Origin of the sequence: Bartonella sp. AU15XJBT, assembly GCF_028618615.1 — a bacterium.
Classification (GTDB): Bacteria; Pseudomonadota; Alphaproteobacteria; order Rhizobiales; family Rhizobiaceae; genus Bartonella.
Window position 1 is genome coordinate 122,302 of sequence record NZ_JAQITG010000003.1, and the last position, 20,633, is coordinate 142,934.

18 protein-coding genes and 1 tRNA gene are annotated in these 20,633 nt (G+C 40.1%); 10 read left to right on the top strand and 9 right to left on the bottom strand.

Annotated features, from left to right (window positions below):
* The first annotated feature begins 5 nt into the window (after positions 1-5).
* From tilS to glmM, 3 genes are all read left to right on the top strand, one after another.
* A complete protein-coding gene (gene tilS / locus PVV57_RS02655) occupies positions 6-1,493 on the top strand; it encodes a tRNA lysidine(34) synthetase TilS (RefSeq protein WP_273718896.1) in 1,488 nt (495 codons plus the stop codon).
* Positions 1,494-1,608: 115 nt separating this feature from the next.
* On the top strand, positions 1,609-3,750 hold the full coding sequence (gene ftsH / locus PVV57_RS02660; protein WP_273718897.1) for an ATP-dependent zinc metalloprotease FtsH: 2,142 nt from the start codon (positions 1,609-1,611) through the stop codon (positions 3,748-3,750).
* A gap of 520 nt (positions 3,751-4,270) precedes the next feature.
* Positions 4,271-5,629, top strand: coding sequence for a phosphoglucosamine mutase (gene glmM, locus PVV57_RS02665; RefSeq protein ID WP_273783385.1), 1,359 nt, complete (start codon positions 4,271-4,273; stop codon positions 5,627-5,629).
* Between the two features lie 687 nt (positions 5,630-6,316).
* On the opposite strand, the gene PVV57_RS02670 is transcribed toward glmM, so the two are convergent.
* The gene (locus PVV57_RS02670; RefSeq protein WP_273718899.1) at positions 6,317-6,691 is read right to left on the bottom strand and encodes a hypothetical protein; all 375 of its coding nucleotides are present in this window, start codon (positions 6,689-6,691) and stop codon (positions 6,317-6,319) included.
* 65 nt (positions 6,692-6,756) lie between these two features.
* Positions 6,757-7,050, bottom strand: coding sequence for a hypothetical protein (locus PVV57_RS02675; RefSeq protein WP_273718900.1), 294 nt, complete (start codon positions 7,048-7,050; stop codon positions 6,757-6,759).
* Between the two features lie 492 nt (positions 7,051-7,542).
* On the opposite strand from PVV57_RS02675, the gene PVV57_RS02680 reads away from it, so the two are divergent.
* Entirely contained in the window at positions 7,543-7,719 is a 177-nt protein-coding gene (locus tag PVV57_RS02680; RefSeq protein ID WP_273760952.1) for a hypothetical protein, read from the top strand.
* Here the strand turns inward: PVV57_RS02680 and PVV57_RS02685 are convergent.
* Complete coding sequence (locus tag PVV57_RS02685) at positions 7,702-8,154, bottom strand: phage holin family protein (protein WP_273718901.1); 453 nt, start codon at positions 8,152-8,154, stop codon at positions 7,702-7,704. The two genes, PVV57_RS02680 and PVV57_RS02685, sit on opposite strands and share 18 nt — an antisense overlap.
* A 3-nt stretch (positions 8,155-8,157) precedes the next feature.
* Positions 8,158-8,496, bottom strand: coding sequence for a YqjD family protein (locus PVV57_RS02690; RefSeq protein WP_273718902.1), 339 nt, complete (start codon positions 8,494-8,496; stop codon positions 8,158-8,160).
* A gap of 1,070 nt (positions 8,497-9,566) precedes the next feature.
* On the opposite strand from PVV57_RS02690, the gene PVV57_RS02695 reads away from it, so the two are divergent.
* Positions 9,567-10,442, top strand: a complete 876-nt coding sequence (locus tag PVV57_RS02695; protein WP_273718903.1) for a MotA/TolQ/ExbB proton channel family protein — start codon at positions 9,567-9,569, stop codon at positions 10,440-10,442.
* Entirely contained in the window at positions 10,439-11,038 is a 600-nt protein-coding gene (locus PVV57_RS02700) for a biopolymer transporter ExbD (RefSeq protein WP_273718904.1), read from the top strand. The genes PVV57_RS02695 and PVV57_RS02700 overlap by 4 nt, the downstream gene beginning before the upstream one ends.
* 999 nt (positions 11,039-12,037) lie before the next feature.
* On the opposite strand, the gene dut is transcribed toward PVV57_RS02700, so the two are convergent.
* Together dut and PVV57_RS02710 are read right to left on the bottom strand one after the other, a co-directional pair.
* A complete protein-coding gene (gene dut / locus PVV57_RS02705; protein ID WP_273718906.1) occupies positions 12,038-12,574 on the bottom strand; it encodes a dUTP diphosphatase in 537 nt (178 codons plus the stop codon).
* Positions 12,575-12,971: 397 nt separating this feature from the next.
* Entirely contained in the window at positions 12,972-13,790 is an 819-nt protein-coding gene (locus PVV57_RS02710) for a VIT1/CCC1 transporter family protein (RefSeq protein ID WP_273783387.1), read from the bottom strand.
* A 1,112-nt stretch (positions 13,791-14,902) separates the two neighbouring features.
* On the opposite strand from PVV57_RS02710, the gene PVV57_RS02715 reads away from it, so the two are divergent.
* From PVV57_RS02715 to PVV57_RS02725, 3 genes are all read left to right on the top strand, one after another.
* Positions 14,903-15,364: a hypothetical protein gene (locus PVV57_RS02715; RefSeq protein ID WP_273783389.1), complete on the top strand. Its 462-nt coding sequence runs from the start codon at positions 14,903-14,905 to the stop codon at positions 15,362-15,364.
* Positions 15,361-15,546 carry a hypothetical protein gene (locus tag PVV57_RS02720; protein WP_273783390.1) on the top strand — a complete coding sequence of 62 codons (186 nt, stop codon included), beginning with the start codon at positions 15,361-15,363 and terminating at the stop codon, positions 15,544-15,546. The genes PVV57_RS02715 and PVV57_RS02720 overlap by 4 nt, the downstream gene beginning before the upstream one ends.
* 287 nt (positions 15,547-15,833) lie before the next feature.
* Complete coding sequence (locus PVV57_RS02725) at positions 15,834-16,043, top strand: hypothetical protein (protein WP_273783392.1); 210 nt, start codon at positions 15,834-15,836, stop codon at positions 16,041-16,043.
* A gap of 1,593 nt (positions 16,044-17,636) precedes the next feature.
* On the opposite strand, the gene PVV57_RS02730 is transcribed toward PVV57_RS02725, so the two are convergent.
* The 3 genes from PVV57_RS02730 to PVV57_RS02740 all read right to left on the bottom strand — a co-directional run bounded on the left by PVV57_RS02730 (position 17,637) and on the right by PVV57_RS02740 (position 19,903).
* Positions 17,637-18,167, bottom strand: coding sequence for a type II toxin-antitoxin system PemK/MazF family toxin (locus PVV57_RS02730; protein WP_273718911.1), 531 nt, complete (start codon positions 18,165-18,167; stop codon positions 17,637-17,639).
* Positions 18,168-18,715: 548 nt separating this feature from the next.
* Positions 18,716-19,285 carry a disulfide bond formation protein B gene (locus tag PVV57_RS02735; RefSeq protein ID WP_273718912.1) on the bottom strand — a complete coding sequence of 190 codons (570 nt, stop codon included), beginning with the start codon at positions 19,283-19,285 and terminating at the stop codon, positions 18,716-18,718.
* A gap of 12 nt (positions 19,286-19,297) precedes the next feature.
* Entirely contained in the window at positions 19,298-19,903 is a 606-nt protein-coding gene (locus PVV57_RS02740; RefSeq protein ID WP_273718913.1) for a YqaA family protein, read from the bottom strand.
* 194 nt (positions 19,904-20,097) lie between these two features.
* Here PVV57_RS02740 and PVV57_RS02745 point away from each other — a divergent pair.
* Positions 20,098-20,182, top strand: a tRNA-Leu gene (locus tag PVV57_RS02745).
* The last annotated feature ends 451 nt before the right edge of the window (positions 20,183-20,633 follow it).

The window sequence follows — 20,633 nt, forward strand, 5'->3', positions numbered from 1 at the left end:
TTTCGGTGTGTGTTAGACTGGCAAGAAATCTCTTTAAAACATCGGATTTTATTCAGTGTCGACGAGTGATTCTTGCTGTCTCAGGGGGAAGTGATTCTTTAGCTTTGATGTTCTTGGTCAAAGAGTATTTCGAAACGCTCTTAGTCCCTCCGGAAATAATTGCTGTTACTGTTGATCACCAATTGCGTAAAGAATCAGCGCGTGAAGCAGAAACCGTTGCGGAGATTTGTCGTGCCCATCACATTAAGCATATCACTGTGCGGTGGGAAGGCAAAAAACCAAAGACACATATTGCTTCTAGCGCTCGTGTTGCACGCTATGATCTCTTGGTTCAGGAAGCGCAAAAACAAGGCGCAGCCCTTATTATGACGGGCCATACACTCAATGATCAGGTTGAAACCTATCAAATGCGCTCTCAACGTCTCCAAAAGAGTAGAAGTGTGTTGTGCGGTGAAGTTGATGCCATGCGTGATGGGTTGTCTGAGAGCGGTTTTGCCGGTGCGTTGCGTGGTGAAGCTGATGCCATGCGTGATGAAGATTATGTTAGAGAAACGAAAAAAAATATTACCGAAAAAAGCTATGGGGTTCTCTATGAGCGTGGTTTATCCTGTATTCCGCGTGAGGCATTGTTGCAGAGAAAAGTGCGTTTGATTCGGCCGCTTCTTGGTGTAAAACGTCAAACATTGCGGAATTATTTACGCTTACAAGGAAAAACATGGATTGATGATCCAACCAATGAAGACCGCAATTTTGAACGTGTACGTGTGCGCCAATCTCTTTCTTCCCAAAAGCTTGCTGATATTGCTCAAAAAATAAATGAAGCCGCATGGCAGCGTCGTCAACAAGCGCAAAATATTGCCGATTTAATCTTAGCTCTGGATATTACGGTTCAACATGGGCGTTGTTTCATCAAAAAGCCTGCACCATTTTTACAAAAACATTCCGGTTTTTCTTTCGTTGTCGGGCTTTTTGCGGTGTTGATGGGCGGGGGATTTTATTTGCTCCCCAATAAAAAATTGAGCATGCTTGTTCAAAAACTCTGTCTGAATTCTCCAGAAAAGCGGCGTTTTACTTATGCGGGCTGTGTTATTGAATATAACAAAGATGGCATTGCTTTGTGGCGTGAAGGGCGAAATATGAAAGAGGCTCTTGTGGAGCCAGAGGAAACTCTTCTATGGGATGCGCGCTATCACATTACCAATCATGGATCTGAGACTATAAAGGTTGGAGCAGCAAATTTAGAACAGCTGAAATTTTTATTGCAAAACAGTGATTTTGATCTTGAAAAGCCTCATTTCCCCTCGTTACAATCCTTGCCGATGATTTCAAATGATAAAGGGTGTGATATTCCCGAGTTGATTTCTCAAGCGATTATTCATAAAAATGTTATTATCAAGCGAATTATGGCGCCTTTCGATTGGCTTTCCTCACGCGAAGATGCTGTGCTGGTGAATGTTGTGGAACACTTTTTTAATCTTGAGGTGAAAAGATAAAGAAAAAATAACTCTAAAAGAGAATAAACCGTCTCTCATCCCTTGGCAAGGGGCTGACAAGGTTATATGTTAAAGGGAACTGTTTGAAATCTATATTTGATTAAGTGGGCTGAATATGAATTCCAATTACCGCTCTCTCCTCATTTGGGGGGTTATTGCTTTGATTTTGATTGTGTCGTTTTCTTTCTTTAATGGAGATAGCCAACGTTCTGGTGGTGGAGAAGTCTCCTATTCTGAATTTTTGCAAAAAGTTGAGAATAACGAGCTGAAATCGGTGACTATTCAAGGTCAAAAGTTAACAGGACAAACTGTCGAACATAGAACTATTTCAACTTTTGCGCCACGTGATCCCGGTTTGATACAAAAATTGGAAAGTAAAAACGTCAATGTTAAAGCTATTCCTGAAAGCTCTGGAAATAGTATCTTCCTCAATCTCCTTTTTTCTTTGTTGCCTGTTATTATTATTGTTGGGGCGTGGGTCTTTTTTATGCGACAAATGCAAAATGGATCACGCGGCGCAATGGGATTTGGGAAATCAAAAGCAAGGTTGCTTAATGAAGCACAAGGACGTGTTACCTTTAAGGATGTTGCTGGCGTTGAAGAAGCCAAACAAGATCTCCAAGAAATTGTTGAATTTTTACGCGAACCGCAAAAATTTCAACGCTTAGGCGGGCGTATTCCTCGCGGTGTCTTGCTTGTTGGTCCCCCAGGAACCGGTAAAACTTTGTTAGCGCGCTCTGTAGCGGGTGAAGCCAATGTGCCATTCTTTACCATCTCAGGGTCTGATTTTGTTGAAATGTTTGTTGGTGTTGGGGCTAGCCGTGTGCGTGATATGTTCGAACAGGCTAAAAAAAATGCGCCTTGTATTATCTTTATTGATGAAATCGATGCGGTTGGACGCCATCGGGGGGCTGGACTGGGGGGTGGAAACGATGAACGCGAGCAGACCTTAAATCAGTTGCTGGTCGAAATGGATGGGTTTGAGCCCAATGAAAGTATTATCCTTATTGCTGCAACAAACCGCCCTGATGTGCTTGACCCTGCTTTATTGAGACCAGGACGTTTTGATCGACAAGTTGTTGTGCCAAATCCTGATGTTTCTGGGCGTGAACAAATCTTGAAAGTGCATGTGCGCAATGTACCTTTAGCACCGAATGTTGATTTGAAAGTTTTGGCAAGGGGAACACCAGGATTTTCCGGTGCAGATTTGATGAATCTTGTCAATGAAGCTGCTCTTATGGCTGCGAGCCGTAATAAAAGAGTCGTGACGATGCAAGAATTCGAAGATGCAAAGGATAAGGTGATGATGGGGGCTGAACGCCGTTCAACCGCCATGACACAAGAGGAAAAAGAACTCACAGCCTATCACGAAGCAGGACATGCTATCGTGGCTCTCAATGTTCCTGCTGCTGATCCTGTTCACAAAGCAACAATCGTTCCAAGGGGAAGGGCATTGGGAATGGTGATGCAATTGCCTGAAGGTGATCGCTATTCCATGAGTTATCGGTGGATGATTTCTCGTTTGGCTATCATGATGGGCGGACGTGTGGCTGAAGAATTGAAGTTTGGAAAAGAAAATATCACATCGGGGGCTTCTTCTGATATTGAGCAAGCAACTAAATTAGCACGGGCTATGATCACACGGTGGGGATTTTCTGATCTGCTTGGAAATGTTGCTTATGGCGATAACCAAGATGAGGTTTTTTTAGGGCATTCTGTTGCACGAACACAAAATGTCTCTGAAGAAACAGCACGCATGATTGATATGGAAGTGCGTAAGCTTATTGATGATGCCTATAAAAATGCGACTAATATTTTAAAAACAAAAAGAAAAGAGTGGTTTGCTTTAGCGCAGGGCTTGTTGGAATATGAAACTTTAACGGGTGCTGAAATTAACGAGGTCATTGCAGGAAAACCTCCTTCACGCACACAGAAAGATGAGGGGGCGGCACCACGGACTTCCTCTGTTCCAAAAACTGGAACAGTGAAGGCAGAGGACTCTGTGGTCGATGAAAAAGACGCCAAAACAGCACCTAAAACAGTTGCCCATAAAGCAGAGAACGTTAAAAGTGAGGCAAGAAAAGCAGAGGGCGCTGTTGGGAAGAAAACAGCAAATTCCAGTAATACTCAATCCAAGGATATGGAGCCTAAAAAAGCGCAAAGCGCAAAAGGTTCCACAAAGTCAGTTAATCATTCTCAAAGTAAAAGCAGTGCTGAAAAAAAGTCAAAACCTGTGGGATCTGATAAAGGAAAATAAAAACTTTAACGTTTGAGTGATTATGTTTTGGGAAAAATTTTAAATTCTTTGAGAAAGGCGCGAGCATTGCTTGCGCCTTTGATGTAATGTTTTCCAAAATATGGAAGAAAAAATTAAGCAAAGCCGTTGTATTATGATGGTTTAGCAGGGGATAAGCTGGTTTGTTGCTTTGCGAGTTGGGTAAGGGTGTGAGGTTTGGCGATGGGGTGCTGTGTGGATTTGGGCTCAGGGTGTGAGGTTTGGTGATAGGGTGTGAGATTATTCTTTGATTGTGTTCAAGGGATGTGTAAAGCTTTTTTAGAAGAGGATATTGCTTTATAGGTGAGGTGTAGAAACCTCATTGGTTGAGCGTGGTTTAGATGTGTAGAGGGTGAAGAGGGTTTTTAATGATCTAAAAAGATGAGGATCGAGTTAGTCTTATTTATAAGGTGAAGGGTATAGGGTGAGGAAGCCTATTGTACCAAGGGGGCTGTTAGAGCTTTAAAAAAAGCCCAAGGGAAGACGTATAAAGGAAAGAGGCATGGTGCAAAAATATTTTGGTACAGATGGAATTCGGGGGAAAGCTAATTCATTTCCTATGACACCGGATTTTGCCATGAAGGTGGGGATGGCTGTAGGGTTTTTATTCCGTTCACAACATCAATCGCGTCGTGTGGTGATTGGCAAGGATACGCGATTATCTGGTTATATGTTGGAAAATGCTTTGGTGTCAGGATTGACTGCTGCGGGGATGGACGTTTTTTTATTAGGACCAATACCAACACCTGCTGTTGCAATGCTTTGCCGCTCTTTGCGCGCCGATCTTGGGGTGATGATTTCTGCTTCTCATAATCCTTTCTATGATAATGGAATTAAACTTTTTGGTCCTGATGGTTTTAAACTTTCAGATGAGATGGAAGCAAAAATTGAACAATTGATCGATACAGATTTTTCAAAATCTTTAGCAAGTTCTGCTGAAATTGGTTCCGCAAAACGGGTCGAGGGGGATATTTATCGTTATATTGAATACGCCAAACGAACATTGCCGCGTGATGTTCGCTTAGATGCTGTGCGTATTGTTGTAGATTGTGCCAATGGGGCTGCCTATAAAGCGGCACCCCGTGCTTTATGGGAATTAGGGGCTGAGGTTTTTGCTATTCATGATGAACCCAATGGGACCAATATTAATCAAAAATGTGGCTCAACTGATTTAAGCTCTTTAAAACGCAAAGTGCATGAAGTGCGTGCGGATGTAGGGATTGCTCTTGATGGAGATGGTGATCGTGTTCTCATTGTTGATGAAAAAGCACAAATGGTTGATGGGGATCAGTTGATTGCTGTGATTGCTGAAAATTGGCATAAAATGGGACGGTTACGGTGCAATGGAGTTGTCACAACGATTATGTCCAATCTGGGACTGGAGCGGTTTTTGAACGGAAAAGGGTTAGACCTTATTAGGACAAAAGTTGGGGATCGTTATGTGGTCGATGCCATGCGCCAAAAGGGATATAATGTTGGAGGTGAAGCTTCGGGGCATATTGTGCTCAGTGATTTTGGGACAACAGGTGATGGGTTGGTGGCAGCTTTGCAAATTTTAGCTTGTATGAAGGAGAGTCAAACCCCTATGAGCCAATTATGTAAACGGTTTGAACCTGTACCGCAAATTTTAAAAAATGTAACGATTAAAAATAAAAATGTCTTGAAAAAAAATCCCGTCAAAACGGCCATTAATCAAGCAGAGAAGCGGTTGGGAAAAGAGGCACGGCTGATAATCCGTGCTTCTGGAACTGAGCCGGTTATCCGCCTTATGGCTGAAGGTGATGCACGAGAAGTATTGAATACGGTCGTGACAGAGTTGATGGATATTATTACCCATCATGATGCCCTCATGGGTGCTTGAACTTTAAGGAATCTTGAGTTTTTTGCGAGGATTTATGGTATCATTGGCCTAAGATTTGGAGCAGAGGGTGTAATCTATTTTTGCAAGCGTGTTGGTTGGTCGTGTAATGGTGGAAGGGGAGGCGCGAGAAGGTTTGCAAGATATTTAAGCTATCTTTGAGGGGGGCGGCCCTTGAGGGAAATCTGGCAAATTTGCTGATTGAGGAGAGGGACAAAAAGCAGATTTTATTCGTGGGGTGGTGTTGGTGAAAAACAGAAGTGGATGGTTTGTTTTTCTGGAACCAAGCCTTCTCTCTGGATGATGGCTGTCGGTGGCGCGCGAGAAATTTTGGATGTGCCGTGCAGGAGGTTCGGCCAAGTTATTACCTATCATGTACGCTTGTGGGTGTTTGTGCTTTGAGGATTTGTGCTTTGAGGAAATGTGAAGGCATTGGGATTGCCTTAGCCCTTTTTATGACAATATGTTGAAAAATTAAGATAAAAATCGTTTTGAATGGTGGGCTGAAAAAGTAATAAATCGTTATAAGTTCGTGCAAAAAGCAATAAAAGAAGCACAATGCCTCTATCGATAGTGTAATCTTTAAGCGGCAGTGCGGTATCTTATTGGAGAAGAATCAAGCACTATTCTATCTTGTGAATTCATGAGAAAGAGCGCTTAGTGGGTTTCAAAAGCATTTTGATCGTTCGTTTAAAAACGTGTTAAATATCGCTTCCATTTTTCAAAAGTGCTATATCTCACAGGTGGTCTTACATGTTCTTTGGGCATCATTTCAAGGTATACGTTTCTCGCAATAGCGCACATTGTTGCTGTGTTTTGAAAACGAGAGAGTTCATTTTCTACGATCATTTGCTCTGTACGAATGGTTTGTTCTTTTCTACTAATGCCATTTGGAGAGTCTAAAAATTTTTCTGCGTATGCAAACATTGGATCATTAAAGTTGGTGTCAAATTTTGCTTTGAAGAAAATATGTTCTATATAATCCCAATGTTTCCTATATTTCATTCCGTTAGCTTTAAAAGCTTCCAGTCTTATTGTTAAGTCATTAAATGTAAGTGTCGGCATACTTTTATCACCTTGCCATAAATCGGCAAAGCGTCCACAAAAAACAAGCAATATGTGATAATGTTTTAAAATATTAATTCTGGAGGATTGTTTGGTAATGTTATTAAATACCTCCAAAATGGGCTCTTATCATGGGGTATGTCTACAGTATCTCCCATCTGCGTTTTTAAATATTCTATCGATTCTTTTGCTTTTGCTAATTTCTGGTGGTATTCTAAGCTTTTATAATTTTTATGCACATATTCTTCGTAAAGTTTATCGTATTGTTCTAAATTCTCTACACTCGTATATTTTGATAATACTGATATTGAAAAGAAAGCTATAAATATGATGGCGAGCGTTATGGATAAAGATTTCATCGCTTGAACCTTGATGATGATAAATTAAAGCTTTTTAACTGATTCACGCCGAATGTATCAATATGTGTTATTCTGGGGTGGTAATGTGTCGTAAATTGCCCCTCATAACACTGTTTTTTGCCTGTCGTGTATGGGTATCGCAAGAGGGGGGGAGTATCGTTTAAAATCTCTAGCATTTGCGGGGGGGTATTCTCTGGGGAGAGTGCTTTGTGACATCCGAAAATACAAAGCAGGCTCTACAATCAATAAAAAAGCGAATTCTACCAAAAGCGTGTAAAAGCTATTCCTAATATCCGTATTTTAAAGGAGGCTCTGCCCGATGGAGCAGACAGTAAATAGGGAGGGGGTTGGATTGCTTACTTAGAGGCGGTAATGGATTGTTCTGCTTTTTATTGAATGTTGCTGCAAAAGGGGGGATTTTGGCAAAAGAGATCTCGACAAGGGAGATCTTGATACAGGATTGCCTTTGCAAGGACAAGGGAGAATGAGGGAGTGATGAAGATGATAGGGCGTGTGGCAATCGTCCCTTTACTTCATGACAATGAGGCAAATCAAGATTGTTCCAAAGGATGGGGGAAAAGACTTGGAAAACAAAAGGGTGTTTTCTCTCTCGAAGGAAAGAAAACACCCGGGGGGATTAGAATGGCAGTGTTACATATTTTCATCTGAAAGGTGGTCTTTTTTATCTTTTTTCCACAGAAAATAAGTTGCTAGTCCCAGAATGGGGACACCCAATTTGGCAAAAGGGAGATGTTGACTGAGAGCAGCTAGGCTGGAAATTGTCGCCTCTGTCACCAGTTTGTGGCGTTGTTCTTCGGTCTTTTTTTGTTGGTCATAGCGTTGATAAGCCTTGAGAATCCGGTTGATCATAAATGCTAATCCTGCAAGAAAAAGCCAAATTAAAAACATGATACTGGCGGCGGCAAGAGGCTTCATAACAGTCCATAACGCAAGAAAACCAATGATACATAAAAAAAGTAAAGCCATGAATAATGAAATGCCAATCAATCCACAGCAAATTGCTTGAAGGCGCACTTGCTTAACCGTGCTTTTAAGCCCTCCACCGACAAGATGGTTTAAAAGAGGAGCGATAAATTTATGCATTGCTTAACGACGCAGTAATTGAGAAAGAATAAAACCAACACCTGCGGCAAACAAAACGCTTTTGCCAGGATTTTTGCGAACGCATTGGTTCATGGTTTGTTCCAAATCACTGATTTTGTCTTTTGCTTGAGACATGATGTCTTCACTGCTTTCTTTCGCTGAGTGATACAGTTTTTCCGCTTTGTCTTTGGCTGCATTGAATTTTTTTGCACCAAGATCTGTCAGTGTTGAGGTCATCCCTGAAATTTCATGGCGTAACGTTTCTAGTTGTCCCTGGAGCTCGTTTTGTAGGTCTTTTTCTGCGGCGGTTTTATTTTTTTGTGGTGTTTTATTATTGGCCATGATGTTTTTTCCCTCTCTTATCTATTTTATATTTGTGTTGGTGTGTTCATCGTAATCATTTGCATTGGAGTGAAAATTTTTACTGCTTGGGTAACGCTCAAAGTTTTTTTTGGTTCCCTTCATTTTGTCGAATTTAAAATTGTTTTTGATAAAATAAATCTCGCCTATAATTCGCCCTATAAGATGGGCTCTTTCCCATAAAGGATCTTCTCTGTTGAAATTGTCTTATGCTTTTGAAAGGAATTCAGCATCATTCTCCAGCTTTTTGTGGTGTAAGTTTTTTTATAAAAGTTTTGTTAAAGTGGTACATTGAGACTTGTTTTTTAAGAACTTGGTAATAGGTAAAAAAACGGTTTTAGCGATTTTGCAGGAGAAATTTTGCAAGAGAAGTTATGCCGTCTTTAGGCTTTTGAAGCAGAGAAGAGAAAATAATGTTGCTTGCTCTTTTTTTTATATATTTGAAGTCTTAAAGCCTATCTCCATTATCCTTTTTTTTACCTGTTAAAATATTGCGATCGTCCTTTTTAAAAGCCTTATGGCACCTTTTTAATTGTAAAAAGGGGATTTCAGAGAATTGATTTTTTTTAAGAGGTGAATATCTTTTTCTTCAAGTATTCCATCTTTGCTGTTTATTCCGTACAAATTATCCCATGACGGGAAATATTTTGTTGGGTTTATTCAAGAGCGGCTGAAATGAGAAAAGCTTGCAATATGAGGGGCTCATTCAACAGAAATGAGATAAATTATTATTATAAGTCAATGTGTTGTAAGTAGAAAGATGATGCGTTATTTTTATAAATTGAAATATTATTATGGGATATTTCTGACATATTTATCATTTTGCCAAATTTACAGCGTAAATTGAGTGAGTAAGATAAATTTGTTGAAGAGTTTCTTTAGAATAAGAGAGAATTTAAGGAAGAAAACTATACTTGATTTATCAAGTTTTCTTTTTTAAGAGGAATGCGAAAGTGACGTTGAAGGGAAATGGCATTGTGGAACAGTAATGCTATGCGGGATGACGATCCAGTGTATAAAGAAGATTAAGACCACAAGAGTGCGAGACAAAAATGGAATCTGAAACAGTCCCTTTAGAGAATAGTTCTGCTGTATTGGCAGTGCATGATTTTTCTCCTTTTTCTATGTTTATGGCTGCTGATTGGGTGGTGAAAGCTGTTATTATTCTTTTGTTGCTTGCTTCTCTTATGTCTTGGACAATTGCTTTTGTGAAAATTGTTGAGATCACTTTGGCAAAACGACGCGTGCGCCAGGAACTCCAATTGGTTCTTAATGCTCAGACTCTTACGCGTTTAGCTGCCAGCTTGAAAGAAAGCAAAGGGGCGGGGGTATTTTTTCTCAAAGAGGTTCTTAAAGAGGTCTATCTTTCTACACAACAGGTTAATTTTGTTGCTCCTGAAGGGATAAGCGAAAGCTCTGTTGAGAGAGCCAATACAAGGAAAAATGTACAAACGCTTGAAGATATTCTCTTTTATGAGGAAAATGATCAATATAAAGATGCTTCTCGCGATGTTTATGTTCGCGATGTTCATGAAGGTTTAAAAGAAAGGGTTCATTCGCTTTTGTCGCGCTGCTTGCTGGCTGCGACACGCCGTATTGCGTGTGGGAACGCTGTTCTTGCAACCATTGGTGCTATTGCGCCCTTTGTGGGGCTTTTTGCAACGGTGTGGGGAATTATGAATTCTTTTATTGGAATTGCTCAATCGCAAACAACGCGGCTTGATGTGGTGGCTCCTGGAATTGCTGAGGCCTTATTTGCAACGGCGATTGGACTTTTTGTGGCTATTCCTGCTGTTGTTATGTATAACAGCCTTATGCGTGCTTTGAATGGTTATCGCAGTGATTTAGGGGATATCGCTGCTGCTCTTGAAAGGCTCTTGAGCCGTGAACTTGATCGACAAAAACAACAGAAAAGTCATAAAAAATGAAAGCAAGCTTTAATGATGATTGGGAAACAGAGGATAGTGGGTTGCACAGTGAAATCAATGTGACGCCCTTTATTGATGTTGTGTTGGTGTTGTTGATTGTTTTTATGGTTGCCGCACCATTGGCAACATCTGTCATTCCTGTTCAACTTCCTTCTATAACGCAAACGCCTTCAGTGGTTCAACCTGATGAGCCCCTTTATGTCACTTTGCAAAAAGATCATTCTCTTTACATTGATGATCATCTTATAGAACAAGCAGCCTTGAGAGAAACTTTGTTAAGAGAAACCAAGCAAAATTTAGAAACAAAAATTTTAATCAAAGCAGATAGTGAAATGGATTATGGCATTGTCATCGATTTATTAAATCAAATACGCATGGCTGGATATCGTAAAATTGGTCTTGTTGGATTGCAAAATTCTCCCAATCTTGCTGCAAGAGGTGGGGGCAATCATAAAACAGCTGATGCGACAAATGGACCTGTTGTGGCAGACGGTGCCCTTGAGGGAGCGGGCACTAACGTGGTGGGCCATGTGAAGGCGGTCACAATGAGCGATGCCGTCAATGCGCATAGTTCTGGAACAGCTTCCGCCCCGTGATAAAAAGCGCCTTTTAAACAAGGAAATTTTGAAGAAAATAGAGCACTTTCATCAAAGTTACAGAGTGAAATTGATGATGGAACTCTCATCGATTAATTAAATCACGCATGCGCTGGAGAGCGTAAAATTAAGTCTTATCGGATGACAAAATTCTCTCAATATTATCATAGTGCCGCAAGAAATGCGGTATCAACCGTTGTCATTGTTCTTTGTGTCTTAATGCGTCTAAAAGCTTTTGCAACGGTGTTCATGGATGATGTTCTCATAAAATAAGAATAAAAAAATCTATTGAGCACTATCATTTTGGTGCTTCATAAGAAAGAAAGTGGATATCATGATACTCCTCCAATGTTGTGACGGTTATTGGTGAGGTTTATTATAGGGCATTTTTCCAGTTTTTATCTACACCGGCAAGCAGCGCTTAATGGACTTGTAACAAATAAGAAATTTGGAGGGTGATGGATGAAAAAACAGATTGGTCATGAAAAAGTCTTATGGCATTTGGATTGCTCATTTTACAAGACAATGAATTCTTCTTAATCCAATCAAGATGATGTGTTGTCTCAATTATCATCGTCAATCATCGCAGGGGGCATGTGAGGGGAGTGCTAAATGAGAAGCGTGGAAGGATGCGTGCTTGAGAAATTTAAAAGCCCTAAGTGATCAAGGAAAGACGTGTTAAGGGCACTACGTGTAAAGGTTTTTTTCTCTAAGGGCTTGTATATTTATCAAGATCAGTAAAACCAGCCATCGCAAGAAAGTTTTCTTGTCTCAAATGCTACGATGCTGAATGGATAAAGGAACGGGGTGTGAAGCTTGAGAAGAAATAGGAGAAAAAAGGATGCCGCTCTAAGGGTCCGGTTTAACCAAGGCGTCTTGGGCATAAAACGGCATACACCTTCGGCGTTTTAAAAGCCCAAGAGACGCAAAAATCAAGGGATCGGGACGTGAAAGAGTCGTGAGCCCGTATTGCTTTAAAAACAGATTTTTCAGAGCTGTTTAGTTGTGTCCTGTTGAACCAAAACCGCCTGTTCCACGGCTTTCGTTATGGTTTTGAGTATTTTGCTCTGGTTCAATGGCGCAAACATTGACTTGGGTTACGGGGGCGATGACTGTTTGGGCAATGCGCATGCCCCGTTGAATGGAAAAGTCTTCCTGACCCAAATTGATGAGAAGGACTTTGATTTCGCCACGGTAATCACTATCAATGGTTCCAGGGGTATTGAGGCATGTGATGCCATGCTTTAAAGCTAAGCCAGAGCGTGGACGTATTTGTGCTTCAAGCCCCAGTGATAAATGAAAAATGAGACCCGTTGGAATAAGAGCACGCTGCCCTGGCGCAAGAACAAGCGTTTCTTCTTCTCCAATGGCTGCACGCAGATCAAGACCGGCAGAACCCGCTGTTGCGTAGTGAGGAAGTTCTAGACCTTGTCCGTGTTCAAGACGTTGAACGAATAAAGTCACCGGGTGTGAAGATTGAGAAGAAACACCATTTTCTTGGTTGTTTAGAGGAGCGTTGGTTTCAGTGTTCGGCATGATCAAGGTATGTCCAAAATATGAGGTCTCGAAAAAAATAACACTTTAACAAAAGATAGCCATAAAACAAGTCAATAAAGGTTTTTTGATATAGGTTGTCCCCAGGGCGTGGTTATCATCTTTTGTTGATCCACAAAATTCCAAATCAGCACCAATGAAATTTTCCGGAATAGCCTTCCCAATGATGGCTTATGGCTATGAAGGAACACGTGCATTTGCGATCTCAATGATTTGTTACAGAGAAGATTTCTTAGATACTAAAGGTCAAAATATCAAAGCACCATAAGAGCCCTTTTAATAAGGGCATTTCCAATGATAATTTGATGTTTTGCTAAGAGGGACCCCTCTTGGAGATCGAAATTATATGAGAGATTGAAATTGTGGGGACACGTTTTTTTTAAATATTTCCGATAAGAATCCCTGTGGCAAAAACCAAAGCTCCCCCAATGATGACCTGTAAAGAGGCGCGCCAAAAAGGCGTTGACATGTATTTGTTCTGGATCCAGACGATGGCGCCTAGTTCGAAAAAAACAATGATAAAGGCAATCACTGTGGCGAGGTAAAAAGAGTGGATCAAATAGGGAAGCGTATGACCTAACCCCCCTAATGTTGTCATAATGCCGCTGGCAAGACCTCTTTTTAAGGGTGAACCACGCCCTGATAATTTCCCGTCATCATGGGCTGCTTCTGTAAAACCCATTGAAAGCCCCGCACCAATGGAAGCTGAGAGCCCTATCAAAAAGGTTTGATGCGTTTCTCCTGTGGCAAAAGCTGCAGCAAAAATGGGGGCGAGGGTGGAGACAGAGCCGTCCATTAATCCCGCAAGACCAGGTTGAATCCATGTCAAAAGGGTTTGTTTTTCCGCTTTCGAGGGCTTTTTTATGGTGTGATTTGCTGCTGTCTTTTTCGGGGAAGCTTGTCTCCCCTTGCTTTTTATAAAAGAAGTTTGCTCACATAATCCACCCGATCCACCCGCTGTGTGGGCGCGATTGTGGCAAGAAAGACACAAAAGTTGCTTATAATTTTCAAGCTCTTGAAGCCCCATGGCGGTAAAAACCGCGGCTTCCTTAGAGGAATAAGGCTCTAGAGCTTTTGCATATTTTAAATAGAGCGCGACATGTTGCTCTTTTGCTTTGAGCGCTTGAAGCATCATTTTTTGTGCTGAACGAAAGGACAGAGCTTTACGCTGTACAAATGAAAAAAACGATTTCAACATTCTCTGTTCCTTTGCACTTTAGAATAATTCTAAAACATGAAGAAAAATAAACTGAAAGTCAACCTAAAAGTTAGAAACTGAAAAAGTGCAAAAAGGTTGCGCTGGAAAAAAAAGAGCGCTGGGGCTTATGCAAGTAAAGTTGGCAAATCTGGCAAATACAAGGAAGTACAAGAGAATTTATCAAATGGGGTGATTTATAAAGTGGGGTTTGAGAGGGGCTGTGTGAAAACCTTGAGAGAAAATATGCTTTATTTTGCTCAATTTTGCTAAAAGAGAGTTTTCAATGGCGCATTCTCATGTGTATTTGATGCTTGAAGAATATAGGGAAAGAAAGAGATCAGCGTCATCATTTATTTGATGCGTTCAAAAGGCTATAACAACTTTTGCACTTTGAGATCATTTTTTTTAAGAGACTTTTTTCAAGTAACAAAAGCTTATTTTGCGAGAGTGCTCGTGAAGCGTATAGGTGAAGAATATAGAAGGGGAGAGTGGTAAAGCCCCCATGAAATAATATAAACATTATTGAGTCTTCTCACTTTCAAGCTTCATAAAAGAGCAAGCCGGCACTCTCATACCCCTTTGCTCCTAATGTTACGACAGCTTTTAGCATGATTCATTATAGCATTTTATTTGGATAGTTTTACGCATTGCATCCTGCTTAGGTGTAAGTCCGTACGCTTATGATATTTACGCACATTCAGCACTGTTATAGCTTTTGCATTTAGGTGGATCTGTCAGTGTTAACAAATTATCTTTTGGGCTGTGATTGCAGGGGGTAGATTTAAGGGAGTGCATAAATGAGAGAGATATGATCATATCCAATTGTTTGATTACGCACGAAAATTGATGCTTTATAAAGGGCAATTTATCGCCTTGTAACTTGCCTTATATCTTGCATGAAAGCCCTAAATTCAGTAGGGTTCTCTTACTTCAAAACTTCTTATCTTGAATCAATTCAAATTATTTGCTTGTAGATCACAAGGAGGTGTATGGCTGCTGTGTTTTTATACAGTATGGGATGAGTTGCAACGTGAAAGAGCCCAATTGTACATTAACAAACGTTTTTGATGTTTTAAAAAAGAATTAAGTTGTGCAGAAAAAATGGAGCATATATGGACATTGATGAAGGTTTGGACTTATGGCGGCTGCCTGAAAAACTAACAATACCGCACGCAGCATTTTTAATAGCTGGATTAAATCCAGGAAGATGTCGTTTTGTCAACAAAATAGAACCAGAAAAGAGTGATATTTACGAAGGTAAGCTTCTTTTATCATTAGAAAGTACTGCTAATTTCCGAGAAGCTTATCATGCCATTGTTTCAGCAGGAAAAGACGATCGATTAGAGATAGAATGGTCTTACTATAATTTTTTGGATTTTATAGATGCAGATTTCTCATATGTTCTCGTTGAAGATTTAAAAGAATGGCTTTCATCGCGTGGTCTGCGCCCTGCGTTTTTTTTCCTGAGGATGATTCTCGTGACGCTAAGGATAAAAAATATGCGTTTCAAGATCCAATGCATCCACACTATGTTCCAAAGCTTGCTGCAGCTGTTGCAGCTTGGGAAGCGGTGAGCGAGGCTGCACCAAGTAAAACTGTTAAACAAACACTTGCAGAATGGTTGCGACAGAATGCTGATCAATATGATTTACGCAATAAGAAAACTGGTGAGTTAAAAGAGGATGTTATTGAGCAGGTTTCAAGTGTTGCGAATTGGCAAACTAAAGGAGGGGCTCCTAAGACACCTGCCAATTGATTTTATCAAAAAAAAACAAAAAGATTACTAAAATTGTGCTGCTTTTTTTGATAATCTTGAAGATAATCTCCTTTTCTGGGGAAAGTTTTTACCTTTCTCCCCTAGATTATAAGTAATTGTTTTTACATAAGAAAATATTTATAATGTTTCAATGATTGTTTAGAGGAAGAAAAATAGACATTTTGGGGCAGCAAAATTTACCCTATAGTTTTCATAACTTATCCCTCTATTTTTGTTTGATTTTTTTTGGCATCGTTCAATCCAGAATCATCACTATGGAATTGAATATGATCAAAATATTTTCTTTTTTTATGGGGCGTGGAAGTGCAAAAAATTCTCAAGTAAATGCACCGAATACACCGATATTGGAGCAGCCTGATGCCAATGAGGTGGTGCGTAAATCGTTTAGAATAGGTGTATTGTCGTTTTGGTTAAAGTTTGAACTTACCTTTTTTATGGAAAAGGCCAAAGCTGAACGCCATGCGCGCTCTCCATAAAGAAACCTTGTCATCTATGAGCAGAAAAGGATTTCTCTTGAAAGATTTGCACAAAAGCAAAACCCTCTCTATGGCACAATATGAAAAGGATAGCTCATGATTTATCATGTGGGAAATGCGAAAAGAAAAATAAGGGCATGGCGTGGTCTCGATGGAATGCTACGCTGCTGATATGCAGATGATCAACATTCTCGTTTATCTCTTGTCTATTATCTCTTTTCAATGGAAGTGATGAACGGCCTATGCTTTAGGGTGTGATGGGGATCAATGTTGGGGAATGACAAGTGTTGGCGATAGGGCAAGAGAATATATCTCGCGCTAAAGGGGTGTGTTTCTTGGAAATAAAGTCGAGCATTAAAATTGCTCTTTTTGCAAAGAAAAGTTTTTTTATCCTTTATGGGGTGTAAAAAAGAGGTATTGATATGGGGTGCAAAAAAGAGGCGGTGAGAGCATCAGAAATTTGGCAGTAAAGACAATCAATCCAATCTTTGGCATAGTTTTTTTGTTGATGTGAAGCTTATCGTCTATGAGCCTATATATATACGGGAGCTTTTCTTGCTTGTGAAGAAGCAAGCCGGCACCATGACACACTTTGCCAGCCACCAATGTTGCGACGGATCTTGTATTTAAGAGCGTTCATAAGGGCCATTTTTACTCCTTTCTTATATAAATTTGATCCACACATTCATCCCACTTGTTCTGTGCAAATGAGTGGTTTTGATTGATTCAAGATAAACAGGTTTGAAATAAGAGAATCTTACGTTATTCGAGACTCTCACTCAACATACAAAACAGTAAATTATCATTATAAATCAAAGCATTTATGCTTTTATGAGAAATGTTCCCATTTATCGAGAATCTTTCTGCTTGTCATGGTTGTATTCTCAAAAGGTGAAGTTTTTTGTGAAAAGAGGGTTTGAGAGGCAAAAAGATAAGACAAGGTTGAAAATTTATTTGCGCGACTGAAAGCTATGAGAGATGAGGCAGTGCATTGAAGTTTAAGGTAGTAACTATGATGTTCTTTGTGCAAGGAGAAAAACGGGTGGTGCGCTGATTTCTACTTGGTTATCTACTTGGGTTAGAGAAAGATGTAAAACTCTCCTTCTTTCTCTCTGTAAAATGATATGACGAAAGTTCACAAATGGTAAGCAGATGTTTGCTGGAGAAGGCGGGGAGGGTGAGGGCTATTATCAATAGGCTTCTTTTGTGTGTTGTGAGTGATTTATCATTTTTTTTAAAAGCACTGACCTCGGATTAGATTTTAGTGATCTCTTGCTTTTTCGAAGGAAATAGGCAACCCTGTAAGGAGAATAGATCCGGCTGTTTATTATGAACTCGTTTTCTAAAGGGAGAATTAAGGGAAAATTATAAGCCTTCCTATCGGGTAAGCTTCTTCATTTCAGTTTGTCACCGTTCTTTTTTTTGCGTTGATTAGGATGATGATATTGTTGGATATCTTAAGTAAAAGGGAGCACTTAAATGACGAAAGGAGTGGTTTCCCACTCCTCCGTTCCTATCTCCCCTTGCGAGGGAAGCGGCCACCATTGCTGATGCCGTATGTGCTTATTTATATACGCTTATTCTTTAAAAAAGTCAATGGGGTAAACAATGATGTAAACGAGGTAAATGTTTAAGCATAAGCGCAACAACTTTATGAAATTCTTCCTCCGATAACCTTGGAACACTCCGTGAACAACTAAGACGGCTTACTGAAACTGTTGTCACATAATTGCAGATAATCCATGCTTTTTTACGTTCTATCGGAGATTGTAAGGCATAAGCTGCAGGATTGTTTGGTTGCGATTTTGTCGAAAATGGCAAAACCGTAACATTCCCGTAGAGTTTTGCATTCTTAGAGAGTACTAAAACAGGACGTTTTTTCCAGAATTCGGGTAAGATCGAATCATGAGGAAAATCGCACCAAAAAACTTGTCGAATGCGAGGGGCTGATTTGAGCCGAGGTTTTATATGCGGGGGTTTTGTGTAAGGAGCATTTAAATCCCTGAATTTCTCATGTTCTCGCCAGGCAGCATGATCATGTTCCATTACAGTAGGGGGGGCTTCAAGGTGACAGATATCTAAAGGAGTAAGCGAGGGAGGTGCTGTGTTTTTATCCTCAGGCATGGTTGACCATTCAATTTTTATGGGTCCCCTCACGCATTATTTGATCGCTTTTCTAACGCCTGTTTCTATCAAAATGTTTCTTATAAGTACAGAGAAGCAAAACAATAAAATACAGATATCCGTTGTTTTTGTTGTTTCTCCTCCCTTTAGAGAGAAAAACATGGATAACAACCTTAAATCAGCAAAGACATGAAAAAGAAAAGAGAGGAATATTTTACAACAAAAGGTTGTTTTATCCGTTAAAAATGAGCAGAAGTTTGAGGAGAGATGATGCGTGTGGGGTGCGTGGGGGCTCTAGGGGTTATATGGGTGTCTTTTGCTTGTCGAGCCCCATGTGCGGCTGTGTGGTGTTTTTTTAAGAGCAAGTATGCTCTTGTGTGCGGGGGGCGGTTGGTTTGTCTTGTGGTCTGGAGATGATGTGTGTGGGATGCATGGGGGCTCTAGGGGTTATAGGTGTCATTTTGGCTTGTTGGAGCCCCTATGTGCGGCTGTGTGGTGCTTTTTTTAAGAGCAAGTATGCTCTTGTGCGCGTGGGGGGCGGGTGATTGTTATGTCTTGTGGCCTGAAAGAATGCCTTTTGAAGTAATATAGAGGCTCATAAGGGTGAAAAATAGGCTTGCAACAACATTCCAACCGGCAAATGAGAGAAAAAGAAAACGTGTGGGTGCTTCAGAACAAGAAGGAGGGTGAATGTTGTTTAATTGGTTAAGCAGTTGGTTAATATTGGTGGTTTTTCGCACGGCGTTTACACCACAGCTGAGAGGAGCTTCCCAAAAGCCATATTCAACACCGGCATGATAAATGGCGAGAACAAGGCTGATGCTCATTAAGACAAAAACACATAAAAATAAAAGTTGTATCCAAGAAGACATGCGAAAAAACCACGCTCCAAAACCTGCTAAGAGCAGAAATGGGACGGCACCGTAATAGGGAAAACGCTCGATAAGACATAAATCGCAAGGAAGATACCCGCCAAGATGTTCAAAACCAAGGGCAAGACCTATTGTGGCGGATAAGCAAAAAGCCAGAAAAAAAGCCCATAAACTTTGTTCTTTTCTACTGGGTTCAAGATGAAGGTGCTTCTTTAAAAATGAATGGGAAGACAAAACACATGCCATTGGGTCTGTTCCTTATAAAAGCTGCTTGTTTAAAAAAACGATGAAAATTCCATAAATCAAAACAAGACTCACAAAACCGAAGAGGATAATCCATTTGAAATGTCGTTTTAGAAAATTCATTGCTTTTTGTCCAAAATGTTTAATCAGCCACGCGAGAAGATAAAAACGTGCACCTCGGGAAAAAATACAAATGAGAATGAAAAGTTCAAGACGTACACTCATCACACCGGCCAAAATTGTGACAATTTTGATGGGGGGAAGATGAAAAAAACCTGATGTTATCAATAAAATAATCAGAAATTGCAGGGTGGCACTGTTTTTCAGAGTTTCAAAACTTTCAACTCTCCCGTAAAATTCTAAAATGGGTTTGGCAAGGGTGTCATAGGCAAAATGTCCGATAAACCAACCGACAATGCCTCCCAAAACAGAACAGATCGTCGCAATCAAAGCATAGCGATAAACCTGCTTTTGACGGATAAGCAGCAGCGGGATATATAAAACATCTACGGGTATTGGAAAAACAGAACTTTCAATAAAGGCAATGAAACCAAGCCAGTGTGGTGCTGTACGCCGATTTGCTAAAGAAATCGTCCAAAGCTTTAATTTGTTTAATATCATGAGATTTTTATAAATTTAAGAGGTAAAAACTTTACAAATGAAATTGTTATAAATTCGATAAAGAAAATATTCCATAAAACAGAGAAGAAAATGAGAGAAATTCTTAAAAAATGAGAAGACTGGTGTTGACGAATCTGTTCTTCTTCATATAGTGCAAAGAGATAATCGACAAGTCTGTCTTTTATAATACAAGTGCGGGTGTGGTGGAACTGGTAGACGCGCCAGACTCAAAATCTGGTTCCGAAAGGAGTGTCGGTTCGAGTCCGACCACCCGCACCACTTTATAAATATCCCCCTTTAGCTTATTGTGTCGCATCACATGAATTTATAAAATCATAGGATTTATAAACCTCTGGGATTTGTAAAATATTGGGATTTATAAAATCTTGGCATTTAAATCAGTGATGTGTAAAGAGTCTTCACTGTTTTGCTTATTGAATAAACGTCCTCGAATACTGGAGGATTCTTTCACTTCAAGTCTGTTTATCGTTAATCAATCAAAACCATGTCTTCTTGCACATTGCAAGCAGGATGCGCTTGTGTGGCATAAAGTTGTCCAAGAAAAGCGTGCCTTTTCATGCATCTTATTAAATGTGATGGGGTATCATTGGAGGGGACAAAGTGCATGATGGTTTAAGCTTGCTCTTTGATGAAGTGTAAAGAGGGTGCTCTATAGATTTTATATTCTTCATGGCTGCTGTTGCGAAATGGGTTTGCGGGTTTAATGTTT

Bases quoted from the DNA above. Each gene is read 5' to 3' on its own strand.
- ftsH (WP_273718897.1), top strand. From the start codon at position 1,609: ATGAATTCCAATTACCGCTCTCTCCTCATTTGGGGGGTTATTGCTTTG.
- glmM (WP_273783385.1), top strand. From the start codon at position 4,271: ATGGTGCAAAAATATTTTGGTACAGATGGAATTCGGGGGAAAGCTAAT.
- PVV57_RS02670 (WP_273718899.1), bottom strand. From the start codon at position 6,691: ATGCCGACACTTACATTTAATGACTTAACAATAAGACTGGAAGCTTTT.
- PVV57_RS02675 (WP_273718900.1), bottom strand. From the start codon at position 7,050: ATGAAATCTTTATCCATAACGCTCGCCATCATATTTATAGCTTTCTTT.
- PVV57_RS02685 (WP_273718901.1), bottom strand. From the start codon at position 8,154: ATGCATAAATTTATCGCTCCTCTTTTAAACCATCTTGTCGGTGGAGGG.
- PVV57_RS02690 (WP_273718902.1), bottom strand. From the start codon at position 8,496: ATGGCCAATAATAAAACACCACAAAAAAATAAAACCGCCGCAGAAAAA.
- PVV57_RS02695 (WP_273718903.1), top strand. From the start codon at position 9,567: ATGGAATCTGAAACAGTCCCTTTAGAGAATAGTTCTGCTGTATTGGCA.
- PVV57_RS02700 (WP_273718904.1), top strand. From the start codon at position 10,439: ATGAAAGCAAGCTTTAATGATGATTGGGAAACAGAGGATAGTGGGTTG.
- dut (WP_273718906.1), bottom strand. From the start codon at position 12,574: ATGCCGAACACTGAAACCAACGCTCCTCTAAACAACCAAGAAAATGGT.
- PVV57_RS02710 (WP_273783387.1), bottom strand. From the start codon at position 13,790: ATGTTGAAATCGTTTTTTTCATTTGTACAGCGTAAAGCTCTGTCCTTT.
- PVV57_RS02715 (WP_273783389.1), top strand. From the start codon at position 14,903: ATGGACATTGATGAAGGTTTGGACTTATGGCGGCTGCCTGAAAAACTA.
- PVV57_RS02725 (WP_273783392.1), top strand. From the start codon at position 15,834: ATGATCAAAATATTTTCTTTTTTTATGGGGCGTGGAAGTGCAAAAAAT.
- PVV57_RS02730 (WP_273718911.1), bottom strand. From the start codon at position 18,167: ATGCCTGAGGATAAAAACACAGCACCTCCCTCGCTTACTCCTTTAGAT.
- PVV57_RS02735 (WP_273718912.1), bottom strand. From the start codon at position 19,285: ATGGCATGTGTTTTGTCTTCCCATTCATTTTTAAAGAAGCACCTTCAT.
- PVV57_RS02740 (WP_273718913.1), bottom strand. From the start codon at position 19,903: ATGATATTAAACAAATTAAAGCTTTGGACGATTTCTTTAGCAAATCGG.